Consider the following 15,723-nt stretch of genomic DNA (forward strand, 5'->3'; position numbering starts at 1 on the left):
TTTGAATGCAACCTTGGTGGGAGCGAGCCTGCTCGCGAAGCGGACCTCAGGGACGATGCATACCGATATGTGGAATCCCATCTTCCAGGTACTCCACGCCCACCGCCTCAAACCCATATCGCCCATAATAACCTTGCAGATGCGCCTGGGCCGACAATGAAATCGACGTACCTGGCCAGTGTTTTTCCGCCTGCTTGAGGGCGTGTTCCATCAGCGCGTGTCCCAACCCCTGGCCTCGTGCTTCGGGCGCGATAACCACCCGACCAATCACCACATCGCTGTTTTGCGAATGTGGATCGAGCAAGCGCAGGTAGGCGACCAGATGGTTGTCGCGCCAAGCCATCAGGTGGCACGTGTCGCCCTCAAGGTCCAGTCCGTCGACATCCGGATAGGCACAGTTCTGCTCTACGACGAACACCTCGGCGCGCAGTTTGAGGATGGCGTACAGCTGTTCCTTGTTCAGGTCGTTGTGATGTTTGCAGACCCAGTCGATATCCATTTTTTGAATTTCCTTGAGAACCTGATGCCGATATTAGGCGCCCTTGCGTCGGAAGTCTCTTCTGCGATCAGACGAAAAAACTGTGATAAAAGGCCAAAATGCCATCATGGATGTGTCGCGGTCCCGTCTTCTTTGTGTAATCTTTATTCGAGCACTGCGCAGCGGTTTCGATGAGCTAACGTTAGGACCGGATGTCTCAGGACTTCCCTTGAGTTTCGGCTAAAAACAAACCGGGCTTTGAACCCGTCAAGGATGTTTGGCATGCCGCGATTGCATCGAGCTCTTGCTTTGGTCGGATTGCTGTTGCTGAGCCACCACGCCTGCGCGCAGAAGTTGCGCCTGGTCGCGGATGCCTGGCCGCCCTTCACCGATTCGACGTTGATCAATGGCGGCTTGGCCACCGATATCGTCACCACTGCACTGGCACGGGCCGGTTATGCCAGCGACTTCGAGCAGGTGCCCTGGGCCCGGGCGATGCTCGGTATCAGTGAAGGGCGCTACGACGTGTTGATCAACGCCTGGTATGCCGAAGAGCGCACCCATGTGGGCCAGTTTTCGGCCGAATACCTGCTCAATCGCGTGCGCTTCATCAAGCGCAAGGACGCGGCCATCGAATTCGACAATCTGCAACAGCTTTACGCTTTTCCTGTCGCCGTGGTGCGCGGCTACGCCTATGCCAAGGCGTTCGACGAGGACGGGCAGATGCAGAAGGTCCCTGTGCATAACTTCGCGATGGCCGTGCGCATGGTGGCCGCCGACCGGGTGAAGCTGACCCTGGAAGACGAATACGTCGCCCGTTACTACCTGGCTCGAGAATCCCCCAAGGTGCGCAATGCCGTGGAATTCCTGCCCAAGCCCCTGAGCGAGAACAGCCTGCACATCCTGGTCAGCCTGAAGACCCCCGAGCATGAGCGGATCGTGGCCGGTTTCGATCGCGAGATTGCGGCGATGAAGGCCGATGGGAGTTATCAGCGGCTATTGAAGGCGCACGGGATGTGAGACCGCAGCGTGGCTGATCTCCTTCGCGAGCAGGCTCGCGAAGGGGCTGGTTTGGCCACCGCAACACTCAAGCCTCACTGGTGTCCTTGATCAAATGCGCCGCCAAGGTGCGCAACGGCCCCAACTGGCGGCAGATCAATGCCAGTTGCGTCTGCACCAGGCGCTGGCCTTCGTCGATTTCATCGGGCATCTGCTCAAGCTCGCTGGCGAGGGTTTCTTCCTCGTCGCTCTGGATTGCAATCGGCTGCTTGCTCGCCAGGCCTTGGGCGATTTCGTCGATGCTGGTGGCCAGTTTCACCCCCGCGCCGTCGATCAGGTACTCGCGCACGTTCGTGGGCAACTCCGTGCCCCGGTGTGCGCCCAGGCCCGACAGGTAGCTGAGCAGGGTATGGGAGAGCACCAGGAAGCGGAACCCGACATCGGCTTCCTTACGGAAGTGCCCGGGCTCCATCAGCATGTTCGCCAGCGTCGTGGACAGCGCCGCGTCGGCGTTATGGGCGTTGCGTCGGGCCAGGCGATAGGCCAGGTCGTCGCGCTTGCCGGCCGCGTATTGCTGCATGATCTGGCGCAGATAGATGCTGTTGCAGGTCAGCGTATTGGCGAGGACTTTGTTCAGCCGCCGCCCTTGCCAGTCGGGCAGGAACAGGAAAACCGCCAGCCCGGCGATCAGGCTGCCCAGCAGGGTATCGAACAACCGTGGCAGAAGCAGTCCATAGCCGTCCCCGACCTGGTTGAAGCAGAACAGCACCATGATCGTGATGGCGGCGGTGGCCAGGGTATAGCGGGTGGTGCGGTTGGTGAAGAACACCACTCCGGCGACGATGGCGAAGCACGATTGCACCAGCGGGTTGGGAAACAGGTCGAACAGCGCCCAGGCCACCGTCAGGCCGATGGCGGTGCCGATGATACGCTGGCCGAGCTTGCGCCGGGTGGCACCGTAATTGGGTTGGCAGACGAACAATGTGGTGAGGATGATCCAGTAGCCCTGGGAAGGGTGGATCAGATGCACCATGGCGTAGCCGACGCTCAGGGCCAGGGGCAAGCGCAGGGCGTGACGAAACAACAGCGAAGTGGGCGTGAGCTGTGTGCGCAGGCGCAGCCAGACGTCCTTGAGGTTGCGCGGCGAGCGGTCGAGGAGGCTGCTGTCGGAGGCATCGGCCAGGGCGTCGGGGTTGCTCGCATCACTGAGCAGGCGGTCCATCGTGCCCAGGTTCACCGACAGCGCCCGCAGCGAGCGCAGCAAGCCACGCCAGGCCGGGTTGCTCTGGATGCGTAGGTGTTCAAGGGACGCATGCAGGTCATTCAAGGCTTCGGCGAAGCTGTCGTCGTAGACGAACGGTTGGCGTAGCTGGATCGACTCGGCCAATGCCTGGCAGGCCTTGCCTTGCTGGCGCAGCAGACGCTGGCAACGGAACAGCACATCGCTGTGGAAGAAGGCCTCGGCCAGGGCGTTATAGGGGTAGTGGGACGAGCTCGCGCGTTCGTGGATGTCCTGGGCGAGGAAATAGAGTTTCAGGTAGCGGCTGACTTTCGAGCCCGGCCGGCCATTGCCGACGCGGTGCAGGATGATTTCCTTCGCGCTGTTGAGCGCAGCGACCACCCGGCCGTTCTGCTGGGCCAGTTCCAGGCGTCGTGCCTCGACGTCCAATTGTCGGACCGGTTCGAGCAACGACGACTTGAGCTTGAGGTAACGCCCTAGTTCACGGAAAAGTCGCGCCAGGCTCTGCTGCACCGGCTGGTTCGAAAACAGCGCGTGCCACACCACCGAGAGCAGGCCGTACCATGCGGCGCCCGCCACCAGAAGCAAGGGTTCATGCCAGAAATCCGTGACCGCGCCACCGCGTTGGTCCACGCCGATCATGGTATAGACCGACAGGATCAGAGTCGCCGAAGCAATGGCGCCATACCGCTCGCCCAGGGCGCCGAGCATGGTCAGGCCGAATGCCGCCAGGGCCAGGGCAACGATGAACAGGATGGGGTAGGGGAACAGCAATTCCACCGACAGCGCGGCGACGCTGAAGCACACCAGCGTCACCGCGAGCGCGTTGAGGCGGCCTTGCCAGCTGTCGTCGGTTTCGGCCAGGGCGCTGGCGATGATGCCCAAAAACAGGGGAATCAGCAGCGCCATCTCGTCCAGGTACCAGCACAGCCCCATGCTGCCGGTCAGGGCGATGAACACCCGCACGCTATAACTGAACTTGTCCAACGCCCAAAGGCGACGCAGTGACTGGCTAAACGAGGTCGATGACATGAAGTGCAAGGGCCTGACGGGCAATGACGCTAAATTGAGGCAGTAATGACGCCGATGCAATGGCGGCGATCACATCTGGCAGCAAAAAGTGTTCCTGCATGCCAAGGACACACCTTTACCCTGTGGCGAGGGAGCTTGCTCCCTCGCCACAAAAGCAGGCTCCACCTCGGTGAGAATCAGACGTACTGCGCCGCCGCATACCCTGACGCCCATGCCCACTGGAAGTTGAACCCGCCCAGGTGCCCGGTGACGTCCAGCACTTCGCCAATGAAATACAGGCCAGGGCTTTTCAACGATTCCATGGTCTTGGACGAGACTTCCCGCGTATCGACGCCACCCAGGGTGACTTCGGCGGTGCGGTAGCCTTCGGTGCCGGCGGGCACCACGTTCCAGCTCGCCAGTTTTTCGGCGATGTCGGCGAGCTCCGCGTGGGTGTATTGCTTCATGGGTTTGGAGACGAACCAGGTGTCCGCCAGCAGGTTGGCCATTTTCTTGGTGAACAGCTCGCCCAGCAAGGTCTTCAGCTCGCTGTTGGGGCGTTCGGCTTGTTGCTGTTGCAGCCATTGCGGCACGTCATGGTCGGGCAGCAAGTTGATCTGCACCGTGTCCCCTGGCTCCCAGAATGATGAAATCTGCAGGATCGCCGGACCGCTCAGGCCGCGGTGGGTGAACAGGATGTTTTCGCGAAAACTCTGGTCGTTGCAGCTCACCAGGCAATCCACCGAGGTGCCCGACAGTTCGGTACACAGGGCCTTGAGTTGATCGGTAATGGTGAACGGCACCAACCCGGCGCGGGTCGGCAGCAGTTGATGGCCGAACTGCTTCGCGACTTGATAACCGAAACCGGTCGCGCCCAGGGTCGGGATCGATAGCCCGCCGGTGGCGATCACCAGGGACTGGCAGGCGATCGGTCCGAGGGTGGTCTGCAACTGGTAGCCGCCGTCGGTCTTTTCGATCTGCTCGATGGAGGTGTCCAGGTGCAGATTGACGCCGGCCTGATCGCATTCATCCAGCAGCAGGCCAAGGATGTCGCTGGACTTGTTGTCGCAGAACAACTGACCGAGTTTTTTTTCGTGATAGGGCACACCGTGCTTGGCCACCAGGGCGATGAAATCCCACTGGGTGTAGCGGGCCAGGGCCGACTTGCAGAAGTGCGGGTTCTGGGAAAGGAAATTGCCCGGCTCGGTATACATGTTGGTGAAATTGCAGCGTCCACCGCCCGACATGAGGATTTTCTTGCCAGCCTTGTTGGCGTGGTCCAGCAACATCACCTGGCGCCCGCGCGCGGTAGCGGTGAGCGCACACATCAACCCCGCGGCGCCAGCGCCAATGATCACGACTTCGGTAGAGCGCAAAACGGTGTCCTCTAAATGTGTCGCCACAAAACCCAGTGTGGGAGCGAGCTTGCTCGCGATGGCGGACTGTCAGACAACATCAATGTTGAATGTACCGGCCTCATCGCGAGCAAGCTCGCTCCCACAGTTTGATCTCTGTCTATCGGTCAGAGGATCCGCACCCGCAACGACCGACCCTTGATCTTGCCATCGTTCAGGCGTTGCAGCGCCTGTTTGGCGATCCCGCGTTCCACGGCCACATAGGCCTGGAAATCGAAGATTGCGATCTTGCCGACCTGGGCGCCGGGGATGCCGGCCTCGCCGGTCAGGGCGCCTAGGATGTCACCGGGGCGGACTTTGTCCTTGCGCCCGGCGCCGATGCACAGGGTGCTCATGGCCGGCAGCAACGGGCCGCCTCCCTGAGGCTTGAGGTTGTCCAGTTGGTCCCAGTTCAACGGCGATTTCTGCAGTTGCTCGATGGCCTGGGCGCGATGGGCTTCGGAGGGCGCCACGAGGCTGATGGCGATGCCTTTCTCACCGGCGCGACCGGTGCGGCCGACGCGGTGAATATGGATTTCCGAATCCCTTGCCAGTTCGACGTTGATCACCATGTCCAGGGCATCGATGTCCAGGCCGCGGGCCGCGACGTCGGTGGCCACCAGCACCGAGGTGCTGCGGTTGGCGAACATTGCCAGCACCTGGTCGCGGTCGCGCTGTTCCAGGTCGCCGTGCAGGCCGACGGCGGAGATGCCCTTGGCCGTCAGATGATCGACGGTTTCCTGGACCTGCTGCTTGGTGAAGCAGAACGCCACGCAAGACGCCGGACGGAAATGCGCCAGGACCTTGACCACCGCGTCCATGCGCTCCTCGGGAGAAATCTCGTAGAACCGCTGTTCGATCTGCGCGTCGGAGTGCAGCGCTTCGGCCTTCACCTGCTGCGGGTCGCGCATGAATTTGGAAGCAAGTTGCTTGATGCCCACCGGGTAGGTCGCGGAGAACAACAGCGTCTGGCGGCGTTCCGGGGTCTGCTGGATGATGTCTTCGATGGCGTCGTAGAAGCCCATGTCGAGCATGCGGTCGGCTTCGTCGAGAATCAGTGTGTTGAGGCCATCGAGCACCAGCGAACCCTTGCGCAGGTGCTGTTGGATACGCCCTGGCGTGCCGACGATGATGTGGGCGCCGTGTTCGAGGGAGGCGATCTGCGGGCCGAAGGACACGCCGCCGCACAGAGTCAGGACCTTGATGTTATCTTCGGCGCGGGCCAGGCGGCGGATTTCCTTGGCGACCTGGTCGGCCAGCTCGCGGGTCGGGCACATCACCAGGGCCTGGCAGCCGAAATAGCGTGGGTTGATCGGGTTCAGCAGGCCGATGCCGAAGGCCGCGGTCTTGCCACTGCCGGTCTTGGCCTGGGCGATCAGGTCCATGCCCTTGAGGATCACCGGCAAGCTTTGCGCCTGGATCGGCGTCATCTGGGCATAACCGAGTGATTCGAGGTTAGCCAGCATGGCGGCGGACAACGGCAAAGTATTAAAAGCGGTGGCGATGGTGGTCACGGGACGGGCCTGCAAAACAAAATGTCGCGCAGTGTAGCAGCCTCGTGCCACTTTCTTCGAAAGATCTGGACGAGCTGTGGCGCAGTTCTGAAGTGGGCGAATTCCCCGTGGCGAGGGAGCTTGCTCCCGCTGGGGCGCGAAGCGGCCCCAAACCGGCCCCAAACCGGCCAACACGGTGCACCTGAAAGTTCGCATTGCCTGGATTGCGACTGCTGCGCAGCCGAGCGGGAGCAAGCTCCCTCGCCACAAAAGCCCTGAAGCCTTAAAACCGTTCGAGTCCTATCTAGTGCTCGATATGCTCATCCGGCCGCTTGACCCGTCGCCCATCCTGCTTCGACAGCTGGGAAAAGATCGTCGCCGCCAGCATCGCCATGATCCCCACCGTCACAAAAGTCAATTGAAAGGCGCCCAGCACCGTGTCCACACCGTCGTTGCCGACCTGGGCGGTAAAGCCTCCCAGCAGGGCACCTGCACAAGCCACGCCCAGGCTCAGGGACAGTTGCGCCACCACCGACAGCAGGCTGTTGCCACTGCTGGCGCTGGCGTCGTCCAGGTCGATCAGGGTCACGGTGTTCATCGCGGTGAATTGCAGCGAGTTGATCGCTCCCAGCACTGCCAGGTGCGCCAGCAACAGCCAGTACGGTGTTTGCTCGCTGACCAAGCCCATGCTCGCCAGCATCACGCCGAGGGCAAGGGTATTGCCGGTCAGGACGATGCGATAGCCGAAGCGTTCGATCAGCGGGCGGGCCACGGACTTGGCGACCATCGCGGCGGCCGCCAGGGGCAGCATGCTCATCCCCGCCTGGGACGGTGAATAACCCAGGGCGACTTGCAACAGCAACGGCACCAGGAACGGCAGGGCACCGCTGCCCAGGCGCGCGAACAGGTTGCCGAGGATGCCCACCGCGAAGGTCCGGGTCTTGAACAGCGACGGTGGAAACAGCGCGTTCTCGACGTGCCCGGCGCGCACCCAGTAAGCCGCCAGGCAAGCCATGCCGCCAAACAGCAGCAGCATCACCCGCAGGTGCGGCAGGTGCAGTTCACCCAGCCCCTCCATGGCGACGGTGATCAGCACCATCGCCGCGCCGAACAACAGAAAGCCCACGCCATCGAAGCGCGTGCGCTCAGTGCCGCGCAGGTCCGGGATGAATTTCCATACCGCGTAACAACCGACCACGCCCACCGGCAGATTGATGAGGAAAATCCAGTGCCAGGTCATGTACTCCACCATCCAGCCGCCCATGGTCGGGCCGATCAGCGGGCCGAGCAGCCCGGGGATGGTGATGAAGCCCATGATTCGCACCAGCTCCGAGCGCGGGTAAGCCCGCAGTACCACCAGCCGGCCCACCGGCAACATCAGCGCACCGCCCAAGCCTTGGACGACCCGTGCGCCGATCAACATGCTCAACGAGTTAGACAAGGCGCACAGCAGCGAGCCGAAGCTGAACAGCAGGATCGCGCCGAAGAAAATCTTCTTGGTGCCGAAGCGGTCGGCAATCCAGCCCGAGGCCGGGATCAGCAAGGCCACGGTGAGCATGTAGGCAATGATCACGCCTTGCATGCGCAGCGGGTTTTCCGCCAGGTCGCTGGCCATGGCGGGCAGGGCGGTGTTGAGGATGGTGCCATCCAGGGACTGCATGAAGAAGGCAATCGCCACCACCCACGGAAGCCAGCGGGCGGTGACGGCGTCGAGGGGAGCGCGGTTGGGCATGGGACCTCTCGTGTGAAATAAAACAATTACCTGTGGCGAGGGAGCTTGCTCCCGCTGGGGTGCGGAGCACCCCCAAACCGGTGAACACGGTGTGCCTGACAGATAGCGTCGCCTGGATTACGACTGCTTCGCAGCCGAGCGGGAGCAAGCTCCCTCGCCACGGGGCACTGCGTGTTATAGCGTCAACGTGAGCTTCTTGACCAACGCCCCCGGCAGCAACATCGAGGCCGTGGCCCGCTGGCTGTAGGTGCTGGCCGAAAGCAGAAGTTCCCGCTCCCGGGTCAGCGCTTCGAGTTGCGAGCCGAGCAAACTGTAGACGCTGTCGTCGAAGCGCATGGTGCTCACCGGCGCCTGGATCTGACCGTTCTCGACCCAGAACGTGGCGAAGCGGGTCATGCCGGTCAGACGCGCCGCCGGTTGGTCGGAGTAGTTCAGGTACCAGAGATTGCTGATGTACAGCCCGGTGCCGAGTTGTTCGAGGATGTACTTCTGTTCCAATTGCCCGCCCTGCATGTCCAGCGCCGTGGGGTATTCATAGCTGCTGGCGCCGTTGGCGGCGAGGCCGTATTCGGCGGCGCTGCGGGAGTTGACCAGTTGCGCGTTGGCCATGCCCTTGGCGATCAGCCCCAGGTCATCGCGGGGATAACCTTCGTCGGAAAATGCCGGGCTCAATGAGCCGCTGACCTGCTCCGTCAACCACACGTTGGGACTGAAGTGGACTTCGCCGGCGTAGAATTTCTGCAACGGGCTTTGCTTGCTGGCGATCGCCCGGGCCGAGAATCCGCCCCAACTGAGCATGCCCATGATTTCTTCCAGCGCGGCCGGCGCCAGGTAGGCGCGGTATTCGCCCGGCGGCAGCGTACGTAGGGGCAGGCCGAGGAATTGCAGCTGCTGGCGTGCCTGCTCGAAACGTTGGGCGAATCCTTCGCTGCTCCAGGCGTGTCCCGCGTAGCTGGCCTTCACGGCCTGGCCGTTTTCATGGAACAAGCTGAAGTCGAAGTTGAAACTGTTGGCCTGATGCCAGCCGAACGCTCCCGAGGAACTGGCGAAGCCACGACTGATGGGGCCTGCGGCGTAAAAGCCGACCAAGTCCAGGCCCTCGGCGGCACGGCTGATTTCAGCGACGGCTTGCTCGGTGTCCGGCAGGGGATGGTCCTGCACGTTGTTGCTCTGCCAATGGTTGTGGTTGAGCAGCAGGTAGGGATCGGCTGGCAGCAGCGGCAACGTCTCGCGCAACTGTTGCAACCCGTCGGCCAAGCGTCGCAGGTCGGTCTCGGTGTTGCCGGACAAGGTGATCTGCAGGTCGGCATGACGGCCGTCATTGATCAACTTGAAACTGACGTTGGCCTGTTGCACCTGGCCGGCCTGACGGACCTTGCCGTGGTTGAAGCGCACGAAGGCCGACGACTCGGCGGCGTAGCCGAGGGTGAATTGCTCAGGTTCGCGCAACGCGTCGCGCAACCAATCGACCAGTGCTTTGAACGCCCCAGCTTGATTATTGACGGTGCTCATCAGGCATCCCCCCCAAACACGTCCACGTTGCTGAACACACAGGCCGGCGACGCATGGCCAACGCGGATGACCTGGTTCGGTTCGCCCTTGCCGCAATTCGGTGTGCCAAGCACTTGGGAAGTGCTGGCGTCGCCCACGGCCCGCAGGCTCTTCCAGAACTGCGCGGAGATGCCCCGGTAGTTGGGGTTCTTCACTACGCCCTTGAGCTCACCGTTCTCGATCAACTGGCCCCATTCGCAGCCGAACTGGAATTTGTTGCGGGCGTCGTCAATGGACCAGGAGCGGTTGGTGCGCATCAGCACGCCATGCTCGATGCCTTGGATCAACTGCTCCAGGGATTGGTCGCCGGGCTCGATGTTCAGGTTTGCCATGCGGTCGATGGGCGGACGATTCCAACCGCAGGCGCGGCTGTTGGCAACACCGTCGAGGCCGGCGCGGAACTGCGACAGCGCGCCGCCCAATGGGCGCAGCAACAGGCCTTCGCGAATCAGGAACTGCTTGCTGGCGGCGGTGCCGTCGTCGTCATGGCTGTAACTGGCCAACTCCTCGGGAATGTCCGGATCGAAGGTCACGTTCAACAGGCTGGAGCCGTATTGAAGGTGGCCGAAATCACTGGTCTTGACGAAGCTGGTGCCGGCGTAATTGCGCTCGTCGCCAAGGATGCGGTCCAGTTCCAGCGGATGGCCGATGGACTCGTGGATCTGCAACATCATCTGGTCGGGCATCAACAGCAGGTCGCGGGGACCTTGGGGGGTGTTGGGCGCCATGAGCAATTGCAGGGCCTGGTCGGCGATCCTTGGACCGGCGCCGATCAGGCCGCAACGGCTGATCACATCGAAACCGCCTTGCTGGCCGAAATTTTCCCGGCCCAGAGTGCGGGTCTGGCTGTCGTTGCCGTCGAAGGCGGTGACGTCCAGGGCCGGGTAGATGAAGCGTTGGGCCTGGCGCAGTTCAGCGCCGGCGTTGTTGAGGTAGATCTGCTCGACCTGGGTCAGGCCGATGCTGGCCTGCCAGTTCACCAGGCGTTCGTCGGCGGGCACCGCGGCCGATTCGTCGCCGAGCAATTGGTAGCAATCGCTCAGGGGCGGGAAGGCCTGGTCGAAATGCGGCGAGAAGTAGTCGGCGCGGTCGCTGGACACCGGTTGGTCGCGCAGGTCCAGCAGGGCGTGGGGCTTGAGCTGGCGAGCGTATTGCTCGGCCCGCTCCAGCGCCGCTTGCAGGCCGGTCTGGGACAAATCATTGGTGGCGGCATACGCCTCGACACCGTTGACCCGCACGGTGAGCATCGCACCTTCGTCGTGGCTCAGGCTCGGAGGTTCGGCGACGTTCTTGCGCACCGACAAGTGTTGGCCGGACTCGCGTACGTAACGCAGGGAAAAGAACTCAGCGCCCGTGCGCAAGGCAGCAAAACGCTGCTTGAGCTGGGGTTGGAAGTCGAACATGGAACCTCCTTGTCTGGAGTGGCGGTGCTGCGAGGTGCGGCGCATTGGCGCGGGCGGCTCTAGAGTAGGCCTGGGGCGGGGGAGGGATCAAGGCAGATGGGTATTTGCGGTGTCAGGTCGGACGTCATCGCGAGCAAGCTCGCTCCCACAGTGGATCTTTGGTAGTCACAAAATCTGTGTTCACCGCCAATCCCCTGTGGGAGCGAGCTTGCTCCGGGCGGCGATCCGACGAAGGCCGCGCCGCGGTCTGGAGTCTTACTGCGCGGCCGTCGCCACTTCACGCAACGGCTTGCCGCGCACCGGCGCGTCGCCGGCGACGTAGTAGGGTGCGGTGCTGCGCGGCAAAGGCTTGCGGCCGCGGATCTTGTCGGCGATTTTCTCGGCGATCATGATCGTCGGCGCGTTCAGGTTGCCGGTGGTGATGATCGGCATGATCGAGGCGTCGACCACGCGCAACCCTTCCATGCCGTGCACGCGGCCTTCGCCATCCACCACGGCCATATCATCGGTGCCCATCTTGCACGAGCAGGATGGGTGGAACGCGGTTTCGGCGTGCTCACGGATGAACTGGTCCAATTGCTCGTCCGTCTGCACCTCGATGCCCGGGCTGATTTCGCGACCACGGAACGGATCGAGTGCCGGCTGCTGCATGATCTCGCGGGTCAGGCGGATGCCGTCGCGAAATTCCTGCCAGTCCTGCTCGGTGGCCATGTAGTTGAACAGGATGCTCGGGTGCTGGCGCGGGTCCTTGGACTTGGCCTGGATCCGGCCACGGCTTGGCGAACGCATGGAGCCCATGTGCGCCTGGAAACCGTGCTCTTTCACGCCGTTGCTGCCGTTGTAGTTAATCGCCACCGGCAGGAAGTGGTACTGGATGTTCGGCCAATCGAACTCGGGGCGGGTACGAATGAAGCCGCCGGCCTCGAACTGGTTGCTGGCGCCGATACCGGTGCCGTTGAACAGCCACTCGGCACCGATCGCCGGCTGGTTGTACCAGAGCAGCGACGGGTACAGCGAGACCGGTTGAGTGCAGGCGTATTGCAGGTACAGCTCAAGGTGGTCCTGCAGGTTTTCACCAACGCCCGGCAGGTCGTGGACCACCGGGATGTCGAGGTTTTCCAGCAGCTTGGCAGGGCCAACGCCGGAGCGTTGCAGGATCTGCGGCGAGGCGATGGCGCCGGAGCACAGCAGCACTTCCTTGCGCGCCCGGGCCTCGACGCGTTCTTCGGCGGCGCCCACCAGGTAACGCACGCCGACCGCGCGTTTGCCTTCGAAGAGGATCTTGTCGGTCAGGGCGTGGGTGACGATGGTCAGCGTCGAGCGCTTCTTGGCGACGTCCAGGTAACCGCGCGCGGTACTGGCGCGACGGCCATTGGGCGTGACGGTACGGTCCATCGGGCCGAAACCTTCCTGCTGGAAACCGTTGAGGTCCTCGGTACGCGGGTAACCGGCCTGAACGCCGGCTTCGACCATGGCGTGGAACAGCGGATTGTTGCCAGGCTTGGGCGTGGTCACACTGACCGGGCCGTCGCCGCCATGGTAGTCGTTCGGGCCGATATCTCGGGTTTCGGCTTTACGGAAATACGGTAGGCAATCGAGGTAGGTCCAGTCTTCCAGGCCGGGCAGCTTGGCCCAGTTGTCGTAGTCCAGCGCGTTACCGCGGATGTAGCACATGCCGTTGATCAGCGAAGAACCACCCAGGCCCTTGCCGCGACCGCATTCCATGCGACGGCCGTTCATGTGCGGCTCCGGATCGGTCTCGTAGGCCCAGTTGTAGCGGCGACCCTGGAGAGGAAATGCCAGGGCGGCGGGCATCTGGGTACGGAAGTCGAGGCGATAGTCCGGGCCGCCGGCTTCGAGCAGCAAGACGGTAACGCCTTCGTCTTCGGTCAGGCGGGTAGCCAGGGTGTTACCGGCCGAGCCGGCACCGATGATGATGTAATCGAATTCTTGGGACATGAAATGTACCCTCTTTTGGAGTTGGTTCAGGTCGCGGGTATCGAGTGCCACATTTTCTGTGGCGAGGGAGCTTGCTCCCGCTCGGCTGCGCAGCAGTCGCAAACAGGGCGACCGTGTTCTGTCTGGATGAACCTGGGAGCTGGGTCGGGGCCGCTTCGCGGCCCAGCGGGAGCAAGCTCCCTCGCCACAAGGGCCCCGGCCTCAGGCTCGGTCTCAGATCAGAACACCGACGTGTAATCGCCCATTTCGACCTGCACCGACTTGATGCGCGTGTAGTTGGTCAGCGAGCTGATCCCATTCTCCCGGCCCACGCCCGATTGCTTGTAGCCACCGACCGGCATTTCCGCCGCCGATTCGCCCCAGGCGTTGATCCAGCAGATGCCCGCTTCGAGCTGGTGGATCACGCGGTGCGCGCGGTTCAGGTCGCGGGTCACGACACCGGCGGCCAGGCCGAAGTCGGTATCGTTGGCGCGGCGGATCACTTCTTCTTCGGTTTCGTAGGTGAGGATGCTCATCACCGGGCCGAAGATTTCTTCACGCACGATGGTCATGTCATCGGTGCAATCGGTGAACACGGTCGGGGCCACGAACGCGCCCTTGGCCAGTTCGCCTTCTGTCAGGCGACCGCCGCCGCACAGCAGGCGCGCGCCTTCGGCCTTGCCTTTATCGATGTAGCCCAGCACGTTTTCCATGTGGGCGAAGCTCACCAGCGGGCCGAAGTTGGTGTTCTCGTCTTCCGGGTTGCCGATGCGGATGCGCGCCACGCGCTCGGCGATCTTGGCTTCGAAGGCAGCCTTCAGGTGGCTCGGCACGAACACCCGGGTGCCGTTGGTGCAGACTTGGCCGGAGCTGTAGAAGTTGGCCATCATCGCGGTGTCGGCGGCGCGGTCCAGGTCGGCGTCGTCGAAGATGATCAGCGGCGACTTGCCGCCCAGCTCCATGGTCACGTCCTTGAGCGAAGAGCTCGAGGCACTGGCCATGACCTTCTTGCCGGTGTCGGTGCCGCCGGTGAAGGAGATTTTCTCGATGCGCGGGTGCTCGGTCAGCCAGGTGCCGACTTCACGGCCGCTGCCGGTCAGCACGTTGAATACGCCCGCTGGAACGCCGGCTTCGGTGTAGATCTCGGCCAGTTTCAGGGTGGTCAGCGAGGTGACTTCGCTGGGCTTGAAGATCATCGCGTTGCCAGCGGCCAGGGCCGGGGCGGATTTCCACAGGGCGATCTGGATCGGGTAGTTCCATGCGCCGATACCGGCGACGACGCCCAGGGGCTCGCGGCGGGTGTAGACGAACGACGTGGTGCGCAGCGGAACCTGTTCGCCTTCGATAGCGGGCACCAGGCCTGCGTAATATTCCAGCACGTCGGCGCCGGTGACGATGTCGACGTAGCGGGTTTCGGAATAGGCCTTGCCGGTGTCCAGGGTTTCCAGGGCCGCGAGCTCATCGTTGCGTTCGCGCAGGATGTCCACGGCGCGACGCAGGATGCGCGAGCGCTGCATGGCGGTCATCGCCGCCCAGACTTTCTGGCCTTTTTCGGCGCTGACCACGGCACGCTCGACGTCTTCTTTCGTTGCGCGCTGCACCAGGGCGAGTACTTCACCGTTCGCCGGGTTGATGGCTTCGAAAGTGGCGTCGCCGCTGGCATCGCTGTACGCGCCATCGATGTAGAGTTTTTGCAGTTCGAAACGGGCCATAAAGTCCTCGCAAGTGCATAAGTGGTTGGCTGACCACCGAGCGTGTCGTTTACAGCTGACTACGCGCTGCGGTGGGGGTTCAGGAGTCGAGCGGTTCTGTGTGCTCTGGCGCTCCTGCCTTGGCCAGTTGGAAATCCATGTATTCGTACGCGATCCGATGTGCCTGGGCGGTGTCGAACGCGTCTCCCGACAGCGCTCCGCGCAGCCACAAACCGTCAATCAGAGCGGCCAGGCCCCGGGCCGCGCTGCGTGCCTGGTCGACAGGCAACACGCGGCGGAACTGGCAACACAGGTTGGAATACAGACGGTGATCGTTGATCCGCTGCAACCTGTGCAATGACGGGTGATGCATGCTGGTGGCCCAGAAGGCCAGCCAGGTTTTCATTGCCGGGCCGTTGACCTGGCTGGCGTCGAAGTTGCCCTCGATGATCACCTTCAGGTGAGCTCGCGGGCTCGGGTCCGTCAGCGCTTGACGACGCGCGGTGACGTTCTCGCTCAGGACAGTCATCAGGTACTGGGCCGTAGCCGCGATCAGGCCATTCTTGTCCTGAAAGTAGTGACTGATGATGCCGTTCGAAACACCGGCCAAACGGGCGATCAGCGCAATGCTGGCGTCCCCCATCCCGACCTGATCAACAGCCTGCAAAGTGGCTTCGATCAATTGCTGGCGGCGGATGGGTTGCATACCGACCTTGGGCATCTGCAAATCTCCTTAGGCCATCGGGCGGACGAGTAAGGTCCGCCGTCATGAGGGCCAGTCTATTTTGTTTTG

General features: G+C 62.6%; 11 protein-coding genes. 1 reads left to right on the plus strand and 10 read right to left on the minus strand.

Translation table 11 applies throughout. The features are described from left to right. Positions 1-46: 46 nt before the first annotated feature. Entirely contained in the window at positions 47-499 is a 453-nt protein-coding gene (locus J3P81_RS01930) for a GNAT family N-acetyltransferase (protein ID WP_420764971.1), read from the minus strand. Positions 500-760: 261 nt separating this feature from the next. Here J3P81_RS01930 and J3P81_RS01935 point away from each other — a divergent pair, with 261 nt between their 5' ends. Continuing rightward, positions 761-1,498: a substrate-binding periplasmic protein gene (locus tag J3P81_RS01935; RefSeq protein WP_434561875.1), complete on the plus strand. Its 738-nt coding sequence runs from the start codon at positions 761-763 to the stop codon at positions 1,496-1,498. Between the two features lie 67 nt (positions 1,499-1,565). Here the strand turns inward: J3P81_RS01935 and yccS are convergent, their stop codons facing one another. The 9 genes from yccS to betI all read right to left on the minus strand — a co-directional run bounded on the left by yccS (position 1,566) and on the right by betI (position 15,651). Continuing rightward, positions 1,566-3,749 carry a YccS family putative transporter gene (gene yccS, locus J3P81_RS01940; RefSeq protein WP_434561877.1) on the minus strand — a complete coding sequence of 728 codons (2,184 nt, stop codon included), beginning with the start codon at positions 3,747-3,749 and terminating at the stop codon, positions 1,566-1,568. Between the two features lie 176 nt (positions 3,750-3,925). Then, positions 3,926-5,104 carry an NAD(P)/FAD-dependent oxidoreductase gene (locus J3P81_RS01945; protein ID WP_434561879.1) on the minus strand — a complete coding sequence of 393 codons (1,179 nt, stop codon included), beginning with the start codon at positions 5,102-5,104 and terminating at the stop codon, positions 3,926-3,928. 146 nt (positions 5,105-5,250) lie between these two features. Beyond that, positions 5,251-6,588 (minus strand): ATP-dependent RNA helicase DbpA, encoded by a 1,338-nt coding sequence (dbpA, locus tag J3P81_RS01950; RefSeq protein ID WP_420765169.1) that lies wholly within the window; start codon positions 6,586-6,588, stop codon positions 5,251-5,253. A 331-nt stretch (positions 6,589-6,919) separates the two neighbouring features. Beyond that, positions 6,920-8,347: a multidrug transporter subunit MdtD gene (gene mdtD / locus J3P81_RS01955; RefSeq protein ID WP_420764967.1), complete on the minus strand. Its 1,428-nt coding sequence runs from the start codon at positions 8,345-8,347 to the stop codon at positions 6,920-6,922. 174 nt (positions 8,348-8,521) lie between these two features. Then, the gene (locus J3P81_RS01960; RefSeq protein ID WP_434561881.1) at positions 8,522-9,859 is read right to left on the minus strand and encodes a TldD/PmbA family protein; all 1,338 of its coding nucleotides are present in this window, start codon (positions 9,857-9,859) and stop codon (positions 8,522-8,524) included. Continuing rightward, entirely contained in the window at positions 9,859-11,301 is a 1,443-nt protein-coding gene (locus tag J3P81_RS01965; protein ID WP_434561883.1) for a TldD/PmbA family protein, read from the minus strand. Before J3P81_RS01965 ends, J3P81_RS01960 begins: the two co-directional genes overlap by 1 nt. 255 nt (positions 11,302-11,556) lie before the next feature. After that, a complete protein-coding gene (gene betA, locus J3P81_RS01970) occupies positions 11,557-13,260 on the minus strand; it encodes a choline dehydrogenase (RefSeq protein WP_420764964.1) in 1,704 nt (567 codons plus the stop codon). Between the two features lie 218 nt (positions 13,261-13,478). Further along, a complete protein-coding gene (gene betB, locus J3P81_RS01975; RefSeq protein WP_420764963.1) occupies positions 13,479-14,951 on the minus strand; it encodes a betaine-aldehyde dehydrogenase in 1,473 nt (490 codons plus the stop codon). A 79-nt stretch (positions 14,952-15,030) separates the two neighbouring features. Next, positions 15,031-15,651, minus strand: a complete 621-nt coding sequence (gene betI, locus J3P81_RS01980) for a transcriptional regulator BetI (protein ID WP_434561885.1) — start codon at positions 15,649-15,651, stop codon at positions 15,031-15,033. Positions 15,652-15,723: the final 72 nt, after the last annotated feature.

The sequence above is a fragment of the Pseudomonas sp. R1-6 genome (assembly GCF_051132115.1).
In the GTDB taxonomy this organism is placed as follows: Bacteria; Pseudomonadota; Gammaproteobacteria; order Pseudomonadales; family Pseudomonadaceae; genus Aquipseudomonas.

Coding starts and splice junctions, on each gene's coding strand:
- J3P81_RS01965 (WP_434561883.1), bottom strand. CDS start 11,301: ATGTTCGACTTCCAACCCCAGCTCAAGCAGCGTTTTGCTGCCTTGCGC.
- J3P81_RS01935 (WP_434561875.1), top strand. CDS start 761: ATGCCGCGATTGCATCGAGCTCTTGCTTTGGTCGGATTGCTGTTGCTG.
- yccS (WP_434561877.1), bottom strand. CDS start 3,749: ATGTCATCGACCTCGTTTAGCCAGTCACTGCGTCGCCTTTGGGCGTTG.
- J3P81_RS01960 (WP_434561881.1), bottom strand. CDS start 9,859: ATGAGCACCGTCAATAATCAAGCTGGGGCGTTCAAAGCACTGGTCGAT.
- mdtD (WP_420764967.1), bottom strand. CDS start 8,347: ATGCCCAACCGCGCTCCCCTCGACGCCGTCACCGCCCGCTGGCTTCCG.
- J3P81_RS01930 (WP_420764971.1), bottom strand. CDS start 499: ATGGATATCGACTGGGTCTGCAAACATCACAACGACCTGAACAAGGAA.
- betI (WP_434561885.1), bottom strand. CDS start 15,651: ATGCCCAAGGTCGGTATGCAACCCATCCGCCGCCAGCAATTGATCGAA.
- betB (WP_420764963.1), bottom strand. CDS start 14,951: ATGGCCCGTTTCGAACTGCAAAAACTCTACATCGATGGCGCGTACAGC.
- dbpA (WP_420765169.1), bottom strand. CDS start 6,588: ATGCTGGCTAACCTCGAATCACTCGGTTATGCCCAGATGACGCCGATC.
- betA (WP_420764964.1), bottom strand. CDS start 13,260: ATGTCCCAAGAATTCGATTACATCATCATCGGTGCCGGCTCGGCCGGT.